At 44.0% G+C, this 22,545-nt stretch carries 13 protein-coding genes; 2 read left to right on the plus strand and 11 right to left on the minus strand.

What is annotated here, in order from left to right; translation table 11 throughout:
• Nucleotides 1–89: 89 nt before the first annotated feature.
• From lpxA to lacZ, 5 genes are all read right to left on the minus strand, one after another.
• Entirely contained in the window at nt 90–860 is a 771-nt protein-coding gene (gene lpxA, locus BLW31_RS10800; protein WP_010536069.1) for an acyl-ACP--UDP-N-acetylglucosamine O-acyltransferase, read from the minus strand.
• 18 nt (nt 861–878) lie between these two features.
• Nucleotides 879–2,264 (minus strand): TolC family protein, encoded by a 1,386-nt coding sequence (locus BLW31_RS10805; RefSeq protein ID WP_010536070.1) that lies wholly within the window; start codon nt 2,262–2,264, stop codon nt 879–881.
• A gap of 11 nt (nt 2,265–2,275) precedes the next feature.
• Nucleotides 2,276–5,494 (minus strand): efflux RND transporter permease subunit, encoded by a 3,219-nt coding sequence (locus tag BLW31_RS10810; RefSeq protein ID WP_010536071.1) that lies wholly within the window; start codon nt 5,492–5,494, stop codon nt 2,276–2,278.
• A gap of 16 nt (nt 5,495–5,510) precedes the next feature.
• The gene (locus BLW31_RS10815; RefSeq protein ID WP_010536072.1) at nt 5,511–6,686 is read right to left on the minus strand and encodes an efflux RND transporter periplasmic adaptor subunit; all 1,176 of its coding nucleotides are present in this window, start codon (nt 6,684–6,686) and stop codon (nt 5,511–5,513) included.
• Between the two features lie 179 nt (nt 6,687–6,865).
• On the minus strand, nt 6,866–9,976 hold the full coding sequence (gene lacZ / locus BLW31_RS10820) for a beta-galactosidase, LacZ type (RefSeq protein WP_010536073.1): 3,111 nt from the start codon (nt 9,974–9,976) through the stop codon (nt 6,866–6,868).
• A 150-nt stretch (nt 9,977–10,126) separates the two neighbouring features.
• Between lacZ and BLW31_RS10825 the strand changes: the two genes are divergently transcribed.
• Together BLW31_RS10825 and BLW31_RS10830 are read left to right on the plus strand one after the other, a co-directional pair.
• A complete protein-coding gene (locus BLW31_RS10825; protein WP_010536074.1) occupies nt 10,127–12,046 on the plus strand; it encodes an Ig-like domain-containing protein in 1,920 nt (639 codons plus the stop codon).
• Entirely contained in the window at nt 11,988–12,866 is an 879-nt protein-coding gene (locus BLW31_RS10830; RefSeq protein WP_010536075.1) for a DUF3108 domain-containing protein, read from the plus strand. Before BLW31_RS10825 ends, BLW31_RS10830 begins: the two co-directional genes overlap by 59 nt.
• A 36-nt stretch (nt 12,867–12,902) precedes the next feature.
• Here BLW31_RS10830 and BLW31_RS10835 read toward each other — a convergent pair whose 3' ends face one another.
• From BLW31_RS10835 to BLW31_RS10860, 6 genes are all read right to left on the minus strand, one after another.
• The gene (locus BLW31_RS10835) at nt 12,903–13,307 is read right to left on the minus strand and encodes a PaaI family thioesterase (RefSeq protein WP_010536076.1); all 405 of its coding nucleotides are present in this window, start codon (nt 13,305–13,307) and stop codon (nt 12,903–12,905) included.
• 155 nt (nt 13,308–13,462) lie between these two features.
• A complete protein-coding gene (locus BLW31_RS10840; RefSeq protein WP_010536077.1) occupies nt 13,463–14,473 on the minus strand; it encodes a DUF4973 domain-containing protein in 1,011 nt (336 codons plus the stop codon).
• Nucleotides 14,474–14,501: 28 nt separating this feature from the next.
• The gene (locus BLW31_RS10845) at nt 14,502–16,541 is read right to left on the minus strand and encodes a RagB/SusD family nutrient uptake outer membrane protein (protein WP_029425191.1); all 2,040 of its coding nucleotides are present in this window, start codon (nt 16,539–16,541) and stop codon (nt 14,502–14,504) included.
• 22 nt (nt 16,542–16,563) lie between these two features.
• Nucleotides 16,564–19,647, minus strand: a complete 3,084-nt coding sequence (locus tag BLW31_RS10850; RefSeq protein ID WP_029425192.1) for a SusC/RagA family TonB-linked outer membrane protein — start codon at nt 19,645–19,647, stop codon at nt 16,564–16,566.
• A 23-nt stretch (nt 19,648–19,670) separates the two neighbouring features.
• Nucleotides 19,671–21,080 carry an IPT/TIG domain-containing protein gene (locus tag BLW31_RS10855; protein WP_010536080.1) on the minus strand — a complete coding sequence of 470 codons (1,410 nt, stop codon included), beginning with the start codon at nt 21,078–21,080 and terminating at the stop codon, nt 19,671–19,673.
• 445 nt (nt 21,081–21,525) lie between these two features.
• Nucleotides 21,526–22,398, minus strand: coding sequence for a 3-keto-disaccharide hydrolase (locus BLW31_RS10860; RefSeq protein ID WP_074759549.1), 873 nt, complete (start codon nt 22,396–22,398; stop codon nt 21,526–21,528).
• Between the last annotated feature and the right edge of the window lie 147 nt (nt 22,399–22,545).

Below are 22,545 nucleotides of genomic sequence, written 5' to 3' on the forward strand. Positions count from 1 at the left end.
AGTAGCGTCATCCTCTATAAAAAAGTAGGGTGACGCCTTTTTATTGGTGTCACCCTTCCTTATAATATAATCTGCGAAAGTTTCTTCGTCTATTTCACGATTCCTCGTTCAGAGCCTCTCACGAAGTTAACGATGTTTTCAATCTCTTCACTCATCGGAACCTGGTCTACGATCTTCTGCACAGCATCCTGAACGCTGAAGTTACCTTGATAAATCAGGCGGTAGGCATTGGCAATATGACGGAGGATTCTTTCCGATGTATTGTGGTGCTGTGAAAGTACCACAGCATTCACCCCATGATAGGCAACAGGATTGCCGGACATGATTACATAAGGAGGAACGTCTTTCGAGATGCGGCATCCGCTCTGTACCAGTGTCCAGCTACCGATGTGGCAGTACTGATGCAAGGTAACGTTACCACTCAGGATCACACAGTCGTCCAGTACACATTCACCTGCAATCGTTGTACCGATTCCCACTACACAGTTGTTGCTGATCTGCACGTCATGGCAAAGGTGTACTTTATCCATCAGGTAGTTGCCGTTTCCGATTCTGGTTGCATTGCCTGCAAATGTGGCGCGGCTGATTACTACATTTTCGCGGATATCGTTATTATCTCCGATAATCAGGCTGCTTTCTTCTCCTGTATAGTGAAAGTCTTGCGGCTCTGCTCCCAGGACAGCATTCTGATGTATCTTGTTTCCTTTTCCCATTTTAGTACCTTTCAGGATACTGGCGTATGACATGATAGTGCAGTCATCCCCGATTTCCACATCTTTCTCGATATAAGCAAAAGGCAGGACAGTTACATTCTTGCCTAATTTCGCCTCGGGGTCTACGTAAGCTAACGGACTAATCATAATAGTATATGTTTAAAGTTAATCTTCTCTTCCACCACCTAATGCCTGGTAAAGGCTGACTACAGCCTGCATCTTGTCGAAACAATCGGAAACCTGAGAAATCTGTGCGCTCAGGTAAGATTGCTGTGCTGACAAAACCTCCAGATAGGTTGACGTCCCTAAGTTAAACAATTCTTTTGTATCTTCCGAAGCTTTTTTGGCAGATTCTACCTGCATTTGGCGAGATTCGGCCTTTTTACTGGTATTTTGGTATAAACTTAGTGCATTGCTGACTTCACTTCCGGCATTAAATAGCGTTTGCTGGAAAGTTAACTTCGCTTGTTCTTCCTGTGCTTTCGCTGCTTTCAGACGGGCGATATTCGTACCACGGTAGAATAAAGGCTGAGTCAGTGAACCAACAGCGGATGCCAGTAACTTACCCGGATTGATGATGGCGGAACCTGCACTGTTCGTCCATCCGGCGGAACCGCTGAGGGTGATCTGCGGATAGAAAGCGGCACGGGCGGAGTTCGTATTATAATAGCAGCTTGCCAGAGACATTTCGGCTGCTTTTACGTCCGGACGGTTGGATAACAATTGCAAGGGAATACCTGCGGAAAGTTCCGTAGGAAGTACTTGCGCTTCCAGTACTCCACGTTTGATGGCATGCGGAGCTTCTCCCAGGAAAGTAGACAAGGCGTTTTCCGTTTCGCGGATGCTTTGCTCGATGTCGGGAATAGAAGCTACCACCTGTGCATAGGCAGCTTTGCTTTGTGCTAAGGCAGCAGACGTGTATGTCGATCTCTCCGAAAGAGCCTGTACAGTTTCAGTATTACGTTTCAGTACTTCAGCCGTTGCCTGGGTGATTTCCAGCTGGCGGTCGAGCATCAGCAGGGTATAATACATATTGGCGATGTTGGAGATCACCTGTGTCTGCACAGCCTGACGGTAAGCCTTTGTTTGTTTCAGCGTCACTTGTGCGTTCCGCTTGGAGTTCAGCAGTTGTCCGAACAGGTCAACCTGCCAACTGGCAGTAACTGGCAGTGAGTATGTTTTGGTTGCTGCATTCTTGTCGAAACTACTGATTGTTCCCTGTGGAGACAAACCTATGGACGGCGCGTAAGCCAGTCGGGCTGACATCAGAGAAGCTTCTGCTGCTTTGACGTTCTGGGCAGCTGAAAGGAGATCTGTGTTTTGTTTCAGTCCCTGCTCGATGAGAGACTGGAGCTGTGGGTCGGTGAAGACTTCTCTCCACGGCAGATTACCGAAGTTAGTGGTATCCGAAACCAGTGTGTCGTTCTCCGATGCCGGATCACGATACAGTCCGGAAGTGGTAATGTCTTCGGGTCTGTCATACGACTTATAGATGTGGCAGCTGCTCAGGAGAGCAGTTGCACACAACATATATAGAATCTGTTTCTTCATATCGAATTTCATTATTTAGCGTATTGTTCAATCTCAGTTACGGCATCTGCATTGTCGATGTCTTCCCATTCCATTGGTTTAACCTTCTCCTGCAAGTACTGGAAGATTACGAACAGGGCAGGAACGATAAAAATCTGGCAGATCATACCGATCAACATACCACCGATAGAAGCTGTACCCAGTGTACGGTTACCGTGGGCACCTACACCGAAGGCAAACATCAACGGAAGCAGACCGACTACCATGGCAAGGGAGGTCATCAAGATCGGGCGGAGACGGGCACCGGCACCTAATACGGCTGCCCAGGTAATGCTCATACCCATCTTACGACGGTCGAGGGCAAATTCTACAATCAAGATCGCATTCTTTGCCAACAGACCCATCAACATGATCAAAGCGATCTGCATATAGATGTTGTTGGACATGGTACCGAGTATCATCTTCAACGATGATATACTACCGATAGCACTCATTCCGTTGACGAACAGGAAGCTGCCCAACAAACCGAACGGAATAGACAGCAATACGGCAAGCGGAAGGATGTAACTTTCGTACTGTGCACTCAGCAGCAGATAGACGAACACGAAGCAAAGGATAAAAATCAAACCTGTGGTACTGCCGCTGCTCTGTGCTTCTTCACGCGCCATACCTCCCAGCTCATAAGTATAACCTGCAGGAAGATTTTCCTGTGCTACTTCTGCCAGAGCAGCCAGTGCCTGACCGGAAGTATATCCGGAAGCCGGAGCAACCATCACCTTCATGGAAGTATACAAGTTGAAACGGCTGATGATATCAGGTCCGTATACTTTCTCTACAGAGATAAACTGAGCGATTGGAGCCATCTCACCCTGGTTATTACGAACCTTGACATTCTTCAATGATTCCAGGTTCTTACGTGATAACGGGTCTGACTGGATCATTACACGGTACATCTTACCGAAACGGTTGAAGTTGGATGCATACAGACCTCCGTAGTATCCCTGCATGGTGCTTAGGATATCACTCGGACTGATACCTGCTTTCTTACATGCTGCCGCGTCAATATCAATCATGTATTGCGGGAAGTTCGGGTTGAAAGATGTTTTTGCCGAGTTGATTTCCGGACGTGCTTCCAGTGCTTGTGTATAGTCGTTGACTACATCAAAGAACTTGTTCAACTCACCACCGGTTTTATCCTGCATGTTCACCTCGATATCCGTAGATGCCGAATAACCCGGAATCATAGGAGGAGCGAAGAACAGCACCTGTGCTTCTTTGATGATTTTTTGTGCACGCATATATAAGGATGCGACAACGATATCGGAATTCTGTACGGCAGAACGTTCGTCCCAGTCTTTCAGCTTGATGATGAATGAACCGTAAGAAGGTCCCTGACCACCGATGAAGCTAAATCCGGAGATCATAGTACGTGAGGAAACGGCAGGATCGGCAGCGATCAAACTGTCTACACGAGCCAGAATCTGTTCCGAACGGTCTTGTGATGTTCCCGGAGGTAATGTTACTGCTCCCATCAGTGTACCGGTATCTTCATTAGGCACCATACCTGTCGGAGTGGTATTCATGAAGAATATAAGCAACACGATAGAAATGACCACTAATCCCATTGACAGCCATTTTTTCTGAATGAAGAACAATACACGTTTCTTATACTTTTTCAGGATAGAATCATAAGCTGCATTGAAAGAGGTGTGGAAGCGGTCCACCAAAGTCTGTTTCTTGTTTCCGTGATCGGTATTATGCGGCTTCAGGAAGATGGCGCACAGTGCCGGACTTAACGTAAGAGCGTTTAGTGCGGACAAACCGATCGCGATAGCCATTGTCATACCAAACTGACGGTAGAAAGTACCGGCTGTACCACCCATGAAGCTAACGGGAACAAACACAGCCATCATCACCAGCGTGATGGATACGATAGCACCACCCAACTCGTGCATTGCATCGATAGATGCCAGGCGGGCAGATGTGTATCCCTGGTCTAGCTTGGCATGCACACCCTCGACGACCACAATCGCGTCATCGACCACAATCGCAATGGCAAGCACAAGGGCACATAGTGTCAGCAAGTTCAAACTGAACCCGATCAGAGACAATACAAAGAAGGTACCGATCAAGGCTACCGGAATGGCGATAGTCGGAATCAATGTAGAACGTAAATCCTGCAAGAAGATATATACTACGATAAATACCAGGATAAATGCTTCAATCAATGTCTTCAAGACTTCGTGGATAGAAGCGAACAAGAAGTCATTGGCATTCATTGAAATGTTAAGCTTCAATCCGGCTGGCAATGACGTTGAAGCTTCATTCAGTAAGTTTTCGATATCACTGATAGTCTGTGTCGCATTCGTTCCTGCCATCTGATAAACGATACAAGTTACTGCCTTGTGTCCGTTTACCCGGTTGGTAAAGTTGTATCCCAAACGGTCTAATTGAATTTCTGCAATATCATTCAGACGAAGCACTTCGCCGTTCGGCAAAGACTTGATGACGATATTCTCAAATTCTTCCGGTTGCTGCAAACGTCCTTTGTAGCGGATTGTATATTGGAAGGTCTGGTTGCTGCGTTCACCGAACTGTCCCGGAGCAGCTTCTATGTTCTGTTCAGCCAAGGCTGTCGATACGTCGCTCGGTATCAGTTTGTACTGTGCCATAACGTCTGGCTTCAGCCAGATACGCATAGAATAGTCCTGGCCCATCACATTGGCATCACCCACACCCTGTACACGTTGAACCTGAGGAATCAAGTTGATCTTTGCATAGTTTTCGATGAATGCGTCTGTATAGGTGTCGGTTTCGTCGTAAAGAGAGAATACGACCAGCATGGAAGTCTGGCGCTTCTGAGTCGTTACACCGACTTTGGTTACTTCGGCAGGCAGCAATCCCTGTGCCATGGAAACACGGTTCTGTACGTTGACGGCAGCCATGTCCGGGTCAGTTCCCTGCTTGAAGTAGATGGAGATATCACCGGAACCTGTATTGGATGCAGTTGAAGTCATATACATCATGTTCTCTACACCATTGATTTGCTCTTCCAGTGGGGCAATCACGGAGTTCAATACGGTTGATGCACTGGCACCCGTATATGTGGCTCTTACCGATACGGTAGGAGGCGCAATGTCCGGGTACTGGGTGATAGGCAGTGTTGCCAATCCGATAGCACCAAGGATGACTATCAGGATGGAAATAACCGTTGATAGTACCGGACGGTTAATAAAGTTATCTAATTTCATACGATTACCTAAGTTATTAGTTGAAAGCTGTAGCCAGATTTCCGTCGTGCTGGTCTTTCAAATGCTGTTGATAGTTCGCTTCTTTCTGGGCTGGTGTGATCGGTTGTATCTTCTGACCGTCTTTGAGAGTTTGCACACCTTCGACCACGATTTTGTCTCCTGCATTCAATCCGGAAGTAACAAGATATTCTTTTCCGTTATCCAGATTGAAAATGCTGATTTCTGTATATTTCACGGTGTTGTCCGGCTGTAGAACGTAGACGAACTTTTTGTCTTGAATTTCCTGAGTTGCAGCTTGTGGTATGCTGATCATGTTGTCCATGGTATAAGGGATCAGGACATTGGCTGTACCACCACTACGCAGGATGTGTTCTTTGTTCGGGAAGATAGCACGCATGCTTACAGAACCGGTTGACTGGTCGATCACTCCTGTGATAGCGTCTACTTTTCCTTCTACATCGTATGTTGTATCGTCGATCAATTGTAGTTTGATGGCCGGTATCTTGCTGATCTCTTCTTTGATGGTCCCTCCGGTTTTGGTCATAGCCAACAGTTCTTTTTCTGTCATAGAGAAATATACATATACCTCGTCTATTTCAGATACCGTAGTCATTGGCGTAGCCATAGAAGGGCTTACGAGTGCTCCCAGACGATAAGGAATATCGTTGATCACACCGTCCGAAGGACTCTTTACTTGTGTAAAGGAGTAATTCTGCTGTGCTGTAGTCAGCTGTGCTTTAGCCTGGGCAAGTTGCGCCTGAGCCTGTGCCAGTGAATTCTTTGCCATTGACAAGTCATAGTCGCTGATGATCTGTTTTTTGTTCAGCTCAATCTTATTGTCAACAGTCATCTGCTGAGTATTCACAGCTGCTTCTGCTGTTGCAACCGCTGCTTTTGCTGTACGTACTGCTGCTTCGTACTGAGTAGGATCTACGATGAATAAGAGCTGTCCTTTGCGAACGGTTGCTCCTTCATCTACGCATAGCTTTGTGATGAAGCCCGATACCTGCGGGCGAATTTCTACGTCTTGTCTACCTTTGATGGTAGCCGGATAAGCTTTCATTAGGTCTGCAGTTGTCTTCTGTAATTCCTGTACTGCATATTCTGGGACTTTTCCCGTGTCATTGCCCTTATTGCCACAACTAGACAAGAGGGCTAAGCAAAATGCAAATAAAACAATTCTACTTTTCATACTTTATATTTATCTGTTTTTTAAAATTGTGCGTTCGTCGCAGTGTGTATTCATTGTATGGATAGATGATCCAAGGAAGAAAAGCCGGAAACTTATTCTATGAAATAAGTTTCCGGCTGCAAAAGTACTTTAAATTCGGTATTCTTGTATTCTGATACCGTGTTTTTTAACTATGTTTTTTACTTTAGTTTATGATATATAGGATTCATAATAAAACTAAACTCGTAATCTTGATAGGGAAGACGGTATTTTTCTAAAGGAATAGCCCCCCAACTGTTGACACAGGCAAGCCCCGTTTGTGCTTTATCAATACAGAAGTTTGTGAAGTTGGCTTTTTCTACTTCCGGTGAATGGCGTTGGTCTTTGCCGGCACCGTCATCCAGTGATTCGATTGTATAGTTCAGTGCAGAAGCGGAAAACGGTGCATCAGCTACAAACTGCAATCCATTACCACTGATATTGAGCAGGTTCCACCAACGGACGTCTGTTTTCGTTCCGGTTTCCTGCGGGCGGATGTATGGATAGAATTGCTCTTCTACAGTTTGGCGATATTTGCCGATCATTGCACCATGGTTACGGTCTGCATAGTTTTCGCCCGGTCCGCGTCCATAATATTCTACTTCATTGAATGTGACAGGCATGCGAAGTTGCATTCCGAAACGGAACATTTCAGAGATTTTCTTGCTTTTGTCTGCTTCCATTTTCTGAGTAACTTTTACAGCTCCCTTATTATTAATGATGTATGTCAGGAATAACTTTCCTCCTATAGACTTCATATCATATTCTGCACGGATAACTGCTTGTTCATTTTCAATATCATGCTTCAGTGAGGTCAGTTTCAATTCCGGATGTTTCCAGGCGCCATATCTGTGTTGTAATCCTGCACCAAAGTCATTGTCGGTCGGAGCGCGCCAGAAGTTAGGAGTCAGGGCGGTTCCATCTTCCATTAGTTGTATACCATTGACATCATAGCGGCAGAGATAACCGTTGTGTTTGTTGAATTCGAGCGTAAAGTCTTCGCCGGAAACGATCAGGTAATTATAATCATTGGTCTGGAAGGTAGGTACTACTACTGCGATATTAGAGGACTGCTTGTTTTCCAGTTTGAGTTCCGGTGCTTTGTAATCGCGGATGCTCATTTGGTCATAAGCGATCGTCTCTCCTGCCGGGAGCAGTGTCTCAGCTGCTTTTAGTTTGTAGCTGACGTTCAGCAACAGTTCCTTGCAAGGACAAATATTCTTGGTGTCAAATGGCAACTGTAGCTTTACTGTTTGTTGCGGAGCTACGTTCAAGTCTGATACGATACCGTTTTGAACAACTTCTCCATTAGCCAGCAACTGCCATTCCAGATAGTATGTAGACAGATCGCGGAAGAAGTTCTCATTATAGATATTGATTTCACCTTTGGAAAGGTCGGCTGGTGTGGTCCAGATGTTCTGGTAGAAATATCCTACTTCATAAGCATGCGGATTGGGTACCCGGTCGGGGCTGATTAAGCCGTTGTCGTTGAAGTTATTGTCCGAAGCGTCGTATTTGTTGAAGTCGCCTCCATAACCATAGATGGCTATACCGTCTTTATTTTTCCAATGGCAAGACTGGTCAACAAAGTCCCAGATAAATCCACCTTGATATTTCGGATACTTACGGATGATGTCCCAGTATTCTTTGAATCCACCCATGGAGTTACCCATCGCATGCGCGTATTCGCATTGGATAAGCGGTTTGTCGATATTGCCTTCACAATATTTGATACATTGGTTATAATCATAGTACATCGGGCAGAAAATGTCGGTGAATTCACTCGTTCTTGCCTGCTCGTACTGTACGGCACGTGTCTTGTCTTCGTTCTTGATCCAAGTGTAGCAATGTTCGAAGTTCGGTCCCATACCTGCCTCATTTCCTAATGACCAGAAAATGATAGACGGGTGGTTATAACTGCGTTGCACATTACGCTGGTTGCGTTCCATGTGTGCTTTTGCATAAATCGGGTTTTTAGCCAGTGTTTTGTCACCATATCCCATTCCGTGAGATTCAACATTGGCTTCGGCTACTACATACAAACCGTATTCGTCGCAAAGATCATACCAGCGGTTGTCATCCGGGTAGTGGCAGGTACGTACCGCGTTGATATTAAGCTGTTTCATCACCTTGATGTCTTGTATCATACGTTCGAGGGAAACGACATAGCCACCGTCCGGGTCCATTTCATGACGATCGGCTCCTTTGAAGAGTACAGGCTGTCCGTTGACGAGTATTTGTCCGCCTTTCAGTTCGATTTTACGGAAACCTACCTTGATGGGAATCACTTCTGTAATGTTGTTCCCGTTTTTCAGAGTGGCGGTCAATGTGTAGAGGTTGGGTGTTTCAGCAGTCCATTTTGCGGGGTTGGCTATGTTGAAAGTTGTATTTAGTTTGCCGGAACCTTTCAGGTCGGCTGTTGCTACGCTCTTTCCTTGTGCATCTGTAAGATCGAGAGCTACTGTGCCACTGCCTTTCAGGTCGATGGCTATGTTTAGTGTACCGTCCTTATACTGGTTGTCCAGGTCGGGAGTAACACGGATATCTTGAATATGCTTTTTGTCACGTGCATACAGGTAGCAATCACGTCCCACACCGGAATAGCGGAAGAAGTCCTGATCTTCCAGATAACTGCCGTCGCACCAGCGGAATACTTGGAAGGCAATCAGGTTTTTCCCGGGTTTCAGGTAATTGGTCAGATTAAATTCGGCTTCCAGCTTGCTGTCTTCGCTATAACCTACATAACGGCCATTTACCCAGAGGTACATATTGGAAGTTACGGAGCCGAAGTGGGCAAAAATATCTTTCCCTTTCCAGTCGGCAGGAAGAATGATTTCTTTCCGGTAAGAACCTACGTGGTTGTTTTCTGTGGGTACGAGGGGAGGGTTGTGCTGGAATTGGTTTCTCCAGGCATAACCGACATTTACATAGATCGGATCACCATAACCATTCAGTTCCCATACAGCGGGCACTTTAATGTTGTCCCATCCTTTGTCGTTAAAACTAGTCTGATAGAAGTCAGTCGGGCGCGCGTCTGCATTTCTTACCCAGTTAAATTTCCAGAGACCGTTCAGAGTCATAAAATTCTTTGAGTCCTCTTTGCTGCCCGCTTTAGCTTCATCAGCCGATGCATAGGCAAAATAATTAGTGTGCATTGCGGAGCGGTTTACGGAATTCACTTCCGGGTCTTTCCACTCATTAAAGTTCTGTGCTTGGATGGCTGTTGTTAGTCCTAGTGCAGCCAAACAGCAGGAAAGTAGTTGTTTCTTCATGGGTTTTTTGTATTAGGTTTGAATTTCGGGAGTCAAAGATAGGGATTTATTAACAAGATAAGGACCAATAATCATTCATTTAAGGCTACTTTTTAATAAATTAGCTAGAAAGTGTAGTGTTTATTGGTGAAGAACGTTTATTTTTGCAGCATGTTACAATTTGAGAATCAAAAGATAAAACATATCGTGCGTAAAGCTTTTCCGGTAGTAGTACTGGCGGCTATACTGTACTCCTGTGCCAGCATTGGGCGACCGGAAGGCGGACCTAAGGATTATGATCCTCCGCGTTTCGTCGGCAGTACTCCTGTTGCAGGTGCTATTAATAATAAGAGAACGAAAGTTTCTCTCCAGTTTGATGAGTTTATTAAGCTAGAGAAAGCGACCGAGAAGGTGGTTGTTTCTCCTCCTCAGATACAACAACCGGAAATCAAGGCATCAGGAAAGAGAATACAGGTGAATCTGCTTGATTCGCTGAAGCCTAATACTACCTATACTATAGATTTCTCGGATGCTATCGTTGACAATAATGAAGGTAATCCTTTAGGTAATTTTGCATTTACTTTTTCTACCGGTGCACAGATTGATACTATGGAAGTATCAGGAACGGTACTTGACGCTTCCAATCTGGAGCCTATTAAAGGAATACTGGTCGGATTGCATGCTAACCTGAATGATACAGCTTTTACCAAACTCCCTTTCGACCGTGTGGCTCGTACTGACAGTCGTGGACGCTTTTCCATCCGTGGGGTAGCTCCCGGTAAGTATCGTATCTTTGGACTGATGGATTCTGACCAAAACTTTGCTTTTACTCAAAAAAGTGAAGTCATTGCTTTTAATGATTCATTGATCATTCCGCGTATGGAGGAAAGACTTCGTATGGATACAGCTTGGGTGGATTCTTTGACTTATGATACGATTGTTGAGAAGAAATACATGCATTATCTGCCCGATGATGTGATTCTCCGCGCTTTTAAAGAGTTAAACTATTCGCAGTACCTGATTAAGTCCGAGCGGTTGGTTCCTCAGAAATTCACACTCTATTTTGCAGGTAAAGCAGATACTTTGCCTGTGCTGAAAGGCTTGAACTTCGAAGATAAGGACGCTTTTATCATAGAAAAGAACCAACGGAACGATACGATTCATTACTGGGTGAAGGACTCTTTGCTTTATAAACAGGATACCCTTGCTCTTAGCCTTACCTATCTTTATACAGATACGTTGAATCAATTAATTCCTCGTACAGATACGTTGAAGTTGGTATCCAAACAAAAGACTTTGACTAAAGAAGAGCCCGAGAAGAAGAAAAAGAAGAAAAAGAAAGATGAAGAAGATGAGCCGATACCTACCAAATTCTTACCGGTGAATGTGAATGCACCTTCATCTATGGATGTGTATGGTTATATCTCTTTGAACTTTGAGGAACCGATTGCTAGTTTTGATACTGCGGCCATTCATTTGCGGCAAAAGGTGGATACGATTTGGAAGGATGTCCCTTTCGAATTCGAACAAGACTCATTGAATTTGCGGCGGTTTAATCTGTATCCTGGAAATGATTGGGAAGCTACAATGGAATATGAGTTCTCGGTGGACTCGACAGCTTTTCATGGCATTTATGGTTTGTTTACCGATAAGATAAAACAATCGTTTAAAGTACGTAGTGAGGATGAATATTTTACTCTTCATTTCAATGTTACGGGAGCGGACCCGATGGCATTTGTAGAGTTGTTGGATGCTCAGGATAAAGTGGTACGTAAACGGAGGATTGACAAAGGAATGGCTGATTTTTATTTCCTGAATCCTGGAAAATATGGTGCCAGACTAATTAATGACACTAATGGAAACGGAGAGTGGGATACAGGTGATTATGCAAAAGGACAGCAGCCGGAAGCTGTCTACTATTACCCGAATATATTGGAGTATAAAGCTTTATGGGATACAACCCAAAATTGGGATATCCATGCAACTCCTGTAGACAAGCAGAAGCCGGATGAACTTAAAAAACAAAAACCAGATGAAGACAAAAGAAAGAAAGATAGGGAACAAGATAACCAAAACCGCAGGCGCCGCTAGTTTGCGCCGTAATCTAGTTATAGGCTTAGTAGCATTGTTTATAGGGTGTTTTGCACTTCCTGCCAATGCACAGTGTGAAGCAAAGAACGATGCTTTCCAATCTGGAGAGCATGTGATGTACGACTTGTACTTCAACTGGAAATTCGTTTGGGTGAAAGCGGGTATAGCCAGTCTGACAACCAATGCGACTACTTATCACTCAGAACCTGCATACCGTGTCAATCTGCTTGCTTTAGGCAGTAAGCGTGCCGATTTCTTTTTCAAGATGCGTGATACATTAACTTGCGTCATGGGAGAAAAGCTGGAGCCTCGTTACTTTCGTAAAGGTGCCGAAGAAGGAAAACGCTATACGGTAGATGAGGCTTGGTTCTCTTATAAAGACGGTCTTTGTTTTGCTAAGCAAAAACGTACGTTCCGTGACGGAGAAGTTCAGGAATCAGAAGAAAGTGATAGCCGCTGTATCTATGATATGCTGACTATTCTTGCTCAGGCGCGTTCTTATGATCCTGCTGATTATAAGGTAGGCGATAAAATCAAATTCCCGATGGCTACCGGACGTAAAGTAGAAGAACAGACGCTGATTTATCGGGGAAAAGAGAATGTGAAAGCTGAAAATGGAGTAACCTATCGCTGCCTGATCTTTTCATTGGTTGAGTATGATAAGAAAGGGAAAGAAAAGGAGGTGATTACCTTCTTTGTGACAGATGATAAGAATCATCTTCCTGTCCGTTTGGATATGTTTTTGAATTTTGGTTCTGCCAAAGCTTTCTTAAATGATGTCAGAGGTAATCGTCATCCGTTGACTTCTATCGTTAAATAGTGCGTCAGCGAATCTGGCGCACTTCGTTTCCTGTCATTACAGCGTAAAAGGAACTTTCTGGTCTTTTCTGAAAACACTTGATTCGAATGTAGCAATCAAGTCCCCGTTTTGGTTGGTTACATCTACCTGATAGCAACCGGTACTTCGACCGATATAGCGTTCGCGCGCTTCGGCATAAAGGGTATCGCCCGGACCGCTTGCACGTAGAAAAGTGATTGTGGATGAGAGGGAAAAGGACAGCGTACCATGAGAATTGGCGGCTGCTGCAAGTGCAAGATCTGCCAATGTAAAGATAGCTCCTCCTTGAGTTCGTGCGCCGGCATTAAGATGTTCGGGTTTTATTTCCAGCTTGGCTTTGCTATATCCTTCGCGTACTTCAAGCAATATTACACCTGCATTTTCGGCGAATAAATCATTTTTAAAAAACTCTTGTGGGGTCATAATGGTTAATTTTGAATTACTAATTTGAAACTTCTAATAATGGGGCTATGAGCTTTGGATTAAACTATAATTCAAAACTCATACCCCATCATTAAAGATTCTCCTGCAAATGTAATAAATTTATTTCCATATGCGGTTACCAGATCTTTACCTTTTTACCATTCAATTGCTTGATCCTCATCTGGAATCAATGGATTGATTTGTCGTTCCATTGTCATGGAGCCTTTTACTTCATAAGTCATCGGATAATCTGGATTAGAAGTGACATCCGTGTACTTGTAACTCAACTCTAGCGTAGTAAGATGGCGTTCCATATATTTGATGGTTTCGTGTTGAATGATTCGTTTTTCATACTTACACTCTCCCAGTGGTTGAATATTGATTTCTGATTCACTTGCGTCGCCGTATAGTTTCAACGTTCCTTTAACAGTACCTTCCTCGTCCTCTGTTGCTTCTCCAAACTCCACAAATACTTTATATCTGGAGCGGTTTTCGTCTTCCACCCAAGTTGAACCGGCATAGAAGAAAATGGTATTTTCGTCCACTACACGGGCTACACGTGTATCTACCTTAGCGGGATCTGATGTTGTTCCTTCGATGTAAATATTCATCAGTGTGGTATTATAAGTACCAGAATAGTCATTGAACAGATTGACTCCCAGTAGCGCTTTATAACGTCCCTTATATTTATTTTGTATATAAGAGGGGTCTTCTTCAATTGTCAACGGAAGTACATATTTCTCATCCAGTTCCAACCCGTTAAAGTTGAAATGGATGGGATAGAGCTGTATGTTTTCTCCTGCAGGAATGTGGCAAATATTTGATTCAAAAGAATAATGTTGTTTTGCAAGGGGGACATACCAAAGATCTTGACGGCCTACAGGGAATTTCTCCTGATTAAGTATTCGGAGCGTGTCCTCATCTACGGCTATTTTCACGTCTATATTTCGATCGTTATTCTTCGAACCACTGACAATGACCGGCAACTGGTATATTCCCATTCCATCCGGCTGATAGCGTACATAAATTTCATTCAGACTATTGTCTCCCAAAGGAGCCTTGAAAGAAATCATCTGCGTGTAAAGTTCCTCCTTCCATTCGTCATTGCACGCACTGAATGTTGCGCACATTGCCAATATCATTCCTAAAATATATAATTTTCTCATATTGATTTTTTAGTTTATAATGTTAATACTAATCATAGTACTGCCATCCGGGAGCTTGTGACAGATTCTTGTTCCGTTTCAGTTCATCGAAGCTGATAGGCCAGAAATATTGTTTACGAGAGAAAGACGTCTGTAGCTCGGCTACTCTGACCGGCAGATAATACATGTCTTTGTATTCTTCGTTCATTAGTGTGTTGCAACCGTAGATTTGCTCACTTTCATGCTCTTCGACGATCTTCCAACGGCGCAGGTCATAGAAGCGCTGGGTTTCTGCAAAGAATTCGATTTGCCGTTCATGGACTATTTTTTCAAAGAACTTTTTCGGATTCTCATATATCTCATCACTATAATCGGGTACTCCGGCACGCATACGGACAGGTTTTACTCCGCGGCGCATCTGTTCTTTGTCACGGGAGATGTCGTAAGTCTGGTTTCCGTCCCATGAGGCTATTTGATAGTGTGCCCCTTCAGAAATATTATTTAGTGCTTCTGCATACATCAGTAATATGTCGGCGTAACGAAGTGTAGGTTCCACTTTCTGATAGATGGAGCCTCCCCATTTGGCACAATCGTTCGGGTTTACATATTTCATAATGCCGATACCGGTGATACACCAGTTATCAGAACCGTTTATACGTCCGTCGGTCGCTCCCCGATAATACCAGATTTGTTTGTTTCGTGAATCTTTCCCTCCTTCTTCCTTGATGCTTAGTGCATTCCAAATTGCTCCGTTGAAAGCTACGGAGGCATAGAAACGAGGTTCACGGTTGGTATATCCCCACCATACATTATTTTTTACGTGGTCGTACTTGTGTTCATCTTTGTTTTCATCGTTTGTGAACTTTCCTTTCCACAAGGTGTAGTATTCTTTGCTAAAAGGTTTACCATCTGCCATGTCATAAGCTTCACTTTGTTTCAGAGTTATTCCGTGTACATTATATCCTCCAAACGTTCCGGGTAGTTGATGCTTAACGAAATCTACCATGGTGTTGTCTGTTTTTAAGTCATTGCTGTCTCCATTGGTTCCTCGGGTGAAAATAAGTTCTTGATTCTCTGCAGCATAGATGTCACCATTAAAAATAGAACGATAAGACTCAAAAGGATCTATATTGGCCCATCCTTCTGGAAAGGGCTTGTTGCTGTATTCCTCATGATAGGGCGGTTCAATCGTAGTTGGATAAGCTTCGTCTGTACTAACCGGACGTCTTTCAAAAGTATAAAGTTTGTAAAGTCCGCTTGCTTCCGAGTAATCAATCATATCTCTGGCAGCAGCAGCGGCTTTTGCCCACTTCTCTTCATTGTATTCTTGCGGAATCAGTTGTTTGCCGTCCTTGTTGGTGAAGTCTGCCATTTCCGTATTTCCGTTAACCAGCGGACTAGCGGCATAGAGAAAAACTTTGGCGCGTACAGCCAGTGCAGCTCCTTTGGTTGGGCGGGCAATGTTCAAGTTATCACGTTTTTCGAATAGTTCGGTAGCTGCAATTTCCAATTCAGAGGTAATGAATTGCACACATTCGTCATAGGTGTTGCGTGGATACGCCAACTCATCATATGATTTTGTATAATCGGCTCCTTCCGGTGGTAGGATGGGGATCGGACCGAATTTTCTCAGAAGCATCCAGTAGAAATAGGCACGCAGAAAACGGGCCTGTCCTCGTACATCTGTCACTTCCTCCGGAGTGAGATCCTGATTCTCATGTAATTCATTCAGTAGGATGGAAGCTTGATAGATTCCGTCATATGACCATTTCCATGCATTCTGACCGCCTGTGGAATTTAAATATTCGCCACGCTTGAATTTGGCAAAACGGTCTCCACGCTCGTTGAATACTTGGTCATCTGAGAAGTTGAAAGGACATACGTCGCTGTGTCCTACTTCCAGATTATCTCCCTGCAAGCGGCTGTAGCAGAATGATAGCCATTGGAGTGTATAGTCTTTGTCTGAGAAAATGCGTTCTGTAGACTGTTGATCTCTGAAATAGCGATCTACATTTAGATAATCGGAACAGGAAGTGAGTCCTAACCCGAGCGCTACCGCTCCCAATAAGATGTATTTATTTCTTTTCATAATTTTTCTTTTCATAATTGTTTTAGATTCCCACCGTCAGTCCGATGGTAACAGTTTTAGATAGGGGATACTGTTGTCCGTTAGAACTACCCAGTTCCGGATCCCAAAGTTTAAAGTCGGAGAAAGTCAGTAGGTTTGTTCCCATCAGGTACAAACGCACACGGTCCAGATGGAGTTTATTGACAAACCGTTTCGGGATACTGTAACCTAGTTCCACATTTTTCAAACGGATGTATGAACCGTTTCGTAACCAATAAGTTGAAGCGCGATAATTGTTATCATTGCCTCCATAACTCAGACGTGGATATCTGGCATTCGGGTCCTCGTTGGTCCCCAACGACCAGTAGTTTCCGACTACATCTGTCAGAATGTTTCCCCAGGACTTCTCTTTGAAGGGATATACGGTGAATCCGTCTATGAAGAAGGATGATTTTCCGGCTCCTTGGAAGTGAACGTTGATGTCAAATCCTTTCCATTGCGCAGATACACCGAATCCGTAAATCAAGTTAGGGCGAGTCGTTGCGCCGATGGGCACTTCGTCGTCTCCGTTAATGACTCCGTCACCGTTTACGTCTTTGTATTTGATATCGCCTGGCATGATGCCTGACCCCTGTGATGGCCTGTTACGAATTTCTTCATAGTCTTTAAATAATCCTTCAGCTATCAGACCACGCGCCTGGTCTACACGGAATCCGTACTTCATCTTATACGGGTAGCGACTATTCTCTTCGTCATATTCCTTGATCTCATTTTTACTATAGGTCATGTTGGCACGTACCGTAAGGTCTACCTCACCTACCTTCTGCTTATAAGCAATATTTCCGTCAAAGCCTTCGGACAAGACAGAGCCTACGTTAGCATAAGGTTTTGTTGTGATGTGATTCAGACCGATAATCTGAGGAAGATAACTACGCAACATATAAATACCGTTGCGCTGTTCGTGGAAGTAGTCAATGCTGCCACTGAACTTATCATTGAACATAGAGAAGTCAAGTCCGAGGTCATGTTTCTTGGCTACCTCCCAAGTGATGCTGTTTGATGCAATTCTCGAATAGGTCAGTCCGGTATAATAATAATTACTGGTGCCGATATCACCGTAATAGTAACCGTCTTCATCCCATGTTCCGAATTTCTCTACGTATGGGAAGCGGGTTCCCACATTGTCGTTACCTACCTTACCGTATGAGTAGCGCAGCTTAAACATGTTCAACCATTTGAGATGTTTCTTGATGATTGACTCTTCAGCGATGTTCCATGCCACAGAATAGGCGGGAAAAAATCCAAACTGCTGACCTGAGGCAAAGTTCTCGGAACCGTTGTAACCGAAATTGAAGTCAAAGAAGTAGCGGTATTTCCATCCATAGGCGAAACGTCCTGCAAATCCCTGATGACGATTTTGAATACTCTGCACAATCTTCTCGTAGCTATCTGTATTGCCGTTGTGAGATGTATTGGTAGTCTTGTCCTGAGAATACTTTAAAACGGCTCCTAGCATGTGGTCACCAAACGTACGGTTATAGTGTAGCTCTGCCTCCAGATATTCCTTCCGTTGTCCACTTGAATACATCGTTCCGTCCATCAGTTTCTGCGTCTCTATTCTTCTGAATTGCAGCTCTCCGTCGGAGGTACGTTGCCGTTCTGCTAACCAACTTTCCGGCCATTTGAAACGGTTGTCACCGTTATCTGTATAAGTATCGAAGCCGAAGCGCCCATAGAATTTTAATCCCTTTGTAATAAATTTCAGATCTTGTTCAAGGTTAACTGTAGTCTGGATTTTATTCTTCCATGTTTCCTGATACCCTTGCTGGGTAGTCAGCACCCACGGATTTCTTCGTCCCTCATTACCGACTGCTGCCCATTTTCCGTCACTATATTGTACTGGTGAAGCGATGGGACTGTATCCCATCAGTGAGTGCCATATTTCATGATATTGGCTTCCCGGCAGGTTCTGTTTGTCCAAAGACCCCGATACACCTACTTTTAGTAGCGTAGTTTTTGTCAGGTCTATGTCTACATTCATGCGGTAGTTCCAGCGATGGTAGTTGGCATTGGTGTTATAGTCCGTCATAGCACGATCTGTCTCGTACATACCACCTTCATTTACATAACTGGCAGAAATAAAATAACGGGCCACCGTACCACCTCCGGTCAAGTCTACGGTTGCACGATAAGTGGGGGCGCCGTCTTTCAGTATTAAGTTCATCCAGTCCACATTCGGGAAAAGATCCTGATCCAACCCGTTTGCAAACAGTTTCAAGTCACTTTCGCTATAGGCTGGAGCTTGACTACGACTAATTAAGGCTTCGTTCATCATGCGGGCATACGTTGGACCGTCTACAAATTCCGGAGTTCTGGTGCGTGTATTATACGAGGTTTCTACTTTGGCATTAACGCGGGTCTTTCCTTCTTTTCCGCGTTTGGTCGTGATCAAGACAACTCCATTTGCACCGCGTGAACCGTAAATTGCTGTTGCAGAGGCATCCTTCAACACTGAGAAGTCCTGGATATCTTCCACATTGATCTCATTCATATCACGCTCGAAACCATCGACCAGCACCAATGCACTGCCGCCGGCGCCGAAAGTGGAGATACCGCGTATCCAAAACTCGGAGATATTACTCCCCGGCTGTCCGGAAGTTTGGCGAGCGAGTATACCGGCCACATTACCTGCAAGAGCGTTCGTTATACTTGCTGTCGGAGTACGTAGCTGAGAAACGTCGACTGTGGTAACGGCACCTGTCACAGTTACCTTCTTCTGAGTGCCGGTTCCTGTGACAACAACTTCGTCGATGACCGTTTCTTTCGTCTCTACCATAACGACGTTAATGATTTTTTTGTCTTTGATAAAGACTTCCTGTTTTGTAAATCCCACATAAGAGAAGATCAAGTAAGAATAATTGGGAACCTTGATCTTATAACGTCCGTTTATGTCGGTTATCGCGCCGAAGCCCGGTATGTTTTTCGCTGTAACGTTTACACCTACTAAAGGTTCGTTCTTTGGATCTGTGACGATTCCTGTCACTTCAATCGTCTCTTGTTCATTTTGGGCATAGACTGTAGTTGTCCAGCCTACTATCAAGAAAAATAGTAAGATTATATTTCTCATATTCATTTGTGTTTTAAATAGTATTATTCCGTTGTCATATAACGAATTCCTTTATTGTCGATATCTCCGATATAGAACATATCTGTATCAGGATCGTAGGCAAGGCCGGCAGGCTGATTGAAACGTGCTTCATGTAACGGATTACCGTCTACATATCCCCAAATTTTGCCGTCGGCATTTTCGTTACTTCGTCCGGCTGCGAGAGAGGCTACTCCATGTGGGTCCAGCTTCCAGATGCAGTGATTTTCTCTGTCACAAAAATAGAAGTCATATTGGTCTTTGTCAGGACCGATTCCTTCTCCGTATTTTTCGTTTTTAACAAATACACCGAACTGTGGTTTGTTAAACCGGGCGCTACCTCCTGTTCCTTCTTTGAAACTTTTATCGTTCATGTTTCCGGCAATGATGCTGGGATTACCGAATGTTTTTGCCACCGGATCATAATCGGCTCTGAACACTGCGCCAAAATTGTCGGAAAGCATGTACATAAATTTATTGGACGGGTGCTTGAATAATATCGTGTGTGAACCGCCCACTGCTGATATCTGACTCAGACTAAAGGCAACTTCCGCATTCTCGTCGATATTGGGAATAGCTCCATTGCGTATCATTTTGTAGACTTTTCCTTCCCACCAGGTGGTGTAAAAGATGGTTCCGTCATCCATATACACTAAGCTATATGCTGTCCTGCCATAGTTGTAAGGACGAATTCGTCGAAAATTCTCACGACGGAGAGAATAATAGATATTTGCCCGGGTAGTGTTGTCCTGACCGTGATCATCGGTAAACAGCAACGTGTCTCCGTCAGCGCTGAATGTGAAAGAGTACATTGTGCTATATCCTGTTCTTGGAAAGAGACGTTTTACAGTCCGCTCTGTCAGGTCTATTAGATGGAGACCGTCAGAATGGTTTGAAGAAAAAAGTAACCGGTTGTCTCCGTCTTTGTACTTGGGATCGAACACCATGCAATCATTGGAAGGAATAGAAGCTCCTTCATCGAACGAACCCTCTTGAAATGCGGAATTATTATCCTCATCTACTTTACGTAGCAAGGTGCCTACAACCGTTGCAGGAGTGTACTTGAATTCTTCTTCAAATGTATGTTCTGCAATCGGTTTGCCATCCGGTCCATCTATGCGAACATTGATTATTCCATCAAAAGCCTTGGAAGGAACCATGCAATAAATGTTTTTTCCATCAGCTCCGATGGTTTTCGTTTTTTCTCCACCGATCGTGATATGAATTTTGGTAGGGTCACTTCCAAAGTTACTGCCTTCAATGTACAGGCGGGTTCGCATACCTCCCTCTTTAGGATTAAAATCTGTAAATACTACCGGTTGAGATGGATCGTACTGATCGGGATCAACCTTATCATCTTTGCAACCGATGAGGAGTAAACAGCAGGCAAGTACTGTTATTAGGTGCTTTTTCATAAATATAAATTAATTAAATGGTTAAAATGTAGCTGAACAATAAATATTTTATTGCTTACAGCGTTTGCTTATCTCATATTATAAGCGCAGTATATATCATTGTATTTGACGGCTTGCTGAATTCTTCAGAAGAGAAATATAGGCAGCATCACATTCATAATTTTCGTCATGTGATTTTATTGGATATATTTCTAACAGAATAAATTTGGATAGCTGCGTCTTTTCTGTCTTCTTTATTCTATACTGAAATCCCAAATGGAACAATTGGAAGAGGAGCTAATGCATATAAATTAATTTGGATTTTCATGTTTATAGATATCAGAAAGGTCTAATTATAAGGCTAGCTAAAAAGATTCAAGACTTGTCTTACTTTTGATACAGATAGATCTGTAGAAGAGGGGGATGTAAATTCTATCTTTTTGGCTAGCCTCATGGATTACTGCGATCAGTCCAGAACCTTCACGCGGATATTACGGAACCAAACATCGTCACCGTGATCCTGCATTCCGATGAATCCTTCATGGTTTTCACCACCGCAGTTATTCAGCAGTTCGAAAGCCAGCGGCCATTTGTCTTCGCTGAATTTGCTGGCCTGCAACATTTCCGTCCATTGTTTTGTCCACAGGTGATATTCAAGAACATTCTCGTCATTCTGTCCGTGAACAACGGTGCCTTTGTAAACCATGATCTTGGCCTTGTTCCATTCGCCGGAAGGTTTCGCATTCTGGGGAACAGCCGGAATCATGTCATACAAAGAAGCTGACTGACGGTTATTGTCCTTACCCAGTTTGGCATCCGGATGATTGTCATTGTCCAATACCTGGTATTCGGGAGCGGAGATATAGATCGGTTCGAGTACATCGTTGCCATCCTTGTCCTTGGAAGTCACTTCCTGAGCCAGATAGAAGATACCGGAGTTACCGCCCTTGGAAATCTTCCATTCCATTTCCAGTTCGAAGTTCTTGAATTTGTGAGCGAAGATCAAATCTCCGCCGTCACCGTCCTGCGCTTCACCGCCGCCGGAACCGTTGAACTTGATACATCCGTCCTCGATAGTCCACTTGGAAGGCACTCTGTCCTTACCGTAACCACGCCATCCGTTGAATGTTTTTCCGTCAAAGATGGTGATGTAACCATCCGCATCTACCGGTAATTGCAGGCTGTCCGTCTCTGCCGCTTTTAATGATTTTGAATATGACAATGCTACTTCGTTTGCCGACTGCTCTTCCTGAGCTGTTCCGGCTTTCTTCTGACCACTGCAGGAAACCAGAACTCCCGCTGCAAGACAACAAGCTAATGGATAAAATACTTTCTTCATAATAATTGCTATTTATTTTTTAATCTTTAATTCCTAACTTACTTTTATCGTGTTATCGTGGCATATCGGGCAGTCTCCAGCCTTCACGATAATTATGTTTCACCAGTTCGGCTGCGAATTGTTTCGCGTTGATCGGATCTGTCCAGG

This window comes from Bacteroides faecis MAJ27 (assembly GCF_900106755.1).
GTDB classification, from domain to species: domain Bacteria; phylum Bacteroidota; class Bacteroidia; order Bacteroidales; family Bacteroidaceae; genus Bacteroides; species Bacteroides faecis.

Excerpts from the sequence above, each read along its gene's own strand:
- lpxA (WP_010536069.1), bottom strand. The coding sequence starts at position 860 with ATGATTAGTCCGTTAGCTTACGTAGACCCCGAGGCGAAATTAGGCAAG.
- BLW31_RS10805 (WP_010536070.1), bottom strand. The coding sequence starts at position 2,264 with ATGAAGAAACAGATTCTATATATGTTGTGTGCAACTGCTCTCCTGAGC.
- BLW31_RS10810 (WP_010536071.1), bottom strand. The coding sequence starts at position 5,494 with ATGAAATTAGATAACTTTATTAACCGTCCGGTACTATCAACGGTTATT.
- BLW31_RS10815 (WP_010536072.1), bottom strand. The coding sequence starts at position 6,686 with ATGAAAAGTAGAATTGTTTTATTTGCATTTTGCTTAGCCCTCTTGTCT.
- lacZ (WP_010536073.1), bottom strand. The coding sequence starts at position 9,976 with ATGAAGAAACAACTACTTTCCTGCTGTTTGGCTGCACTAGGACTAACA.
- BLW31_RS10825 (WP_010536074.1), top strand. The coding sequence starts at position 10,127 with ATGTTACAATTTGAGAATCAAAAGATAAAACATATCGTGCGTAAAGCT.
- BLW31_RS10830 (WP_010536075.1), top strand. The coding sequence starts at position 11,988 with ATGAAGACAAAAGAAAGAAAGATAGGGAACAAGATAACCAAAACCGCA.
- BLW31_RS10835 (WP_010536076.1), bottom strand. The coding sequence starts at position 13,307 with ATGACCCCACAAGAGTTTTTTAAAAATGATTTATTCGCCGAAAATGCA.
- BLW31_RS10840 (WP_010536077.1), bottom strand. The coding sequence starts at position 14,473 with ATGAGAAAATTATATATTTTAGGAATGATATTGGCAATGTGCGCAACA.
- BLW31_RS10845 (WP_029425191.1), bottom strand. The coding sequence starts at position 16,541 with ATGAAAAGAAATAAATACATCTTATTGGGAGCGGTAGCGCTCGGGTTA.
- BLW31_RS10850 (WP_029425192.1), bottom strand. The coding sequence starts at position 19,647 with ATGAGAAATATAATCTTACTATTTTTCTTGATAGTAGGCTGGACAACT.
- BLW31_RS10855 (WP_010536080.1), bottom strand. The coding sequence starts at position 21,080 with ATGAAAAAGCACCTAATAACAGTACTTGCCTGCTGTTTACTCCTCATC.
- BLW31_RS10860 (WP_074759549.1), bottom strand. The coding sequence starts at position 22,398 with ATGAAGAAAGTATTTTATCCATTAGCTTGTTGTCTTGCAGCGGGAGTT.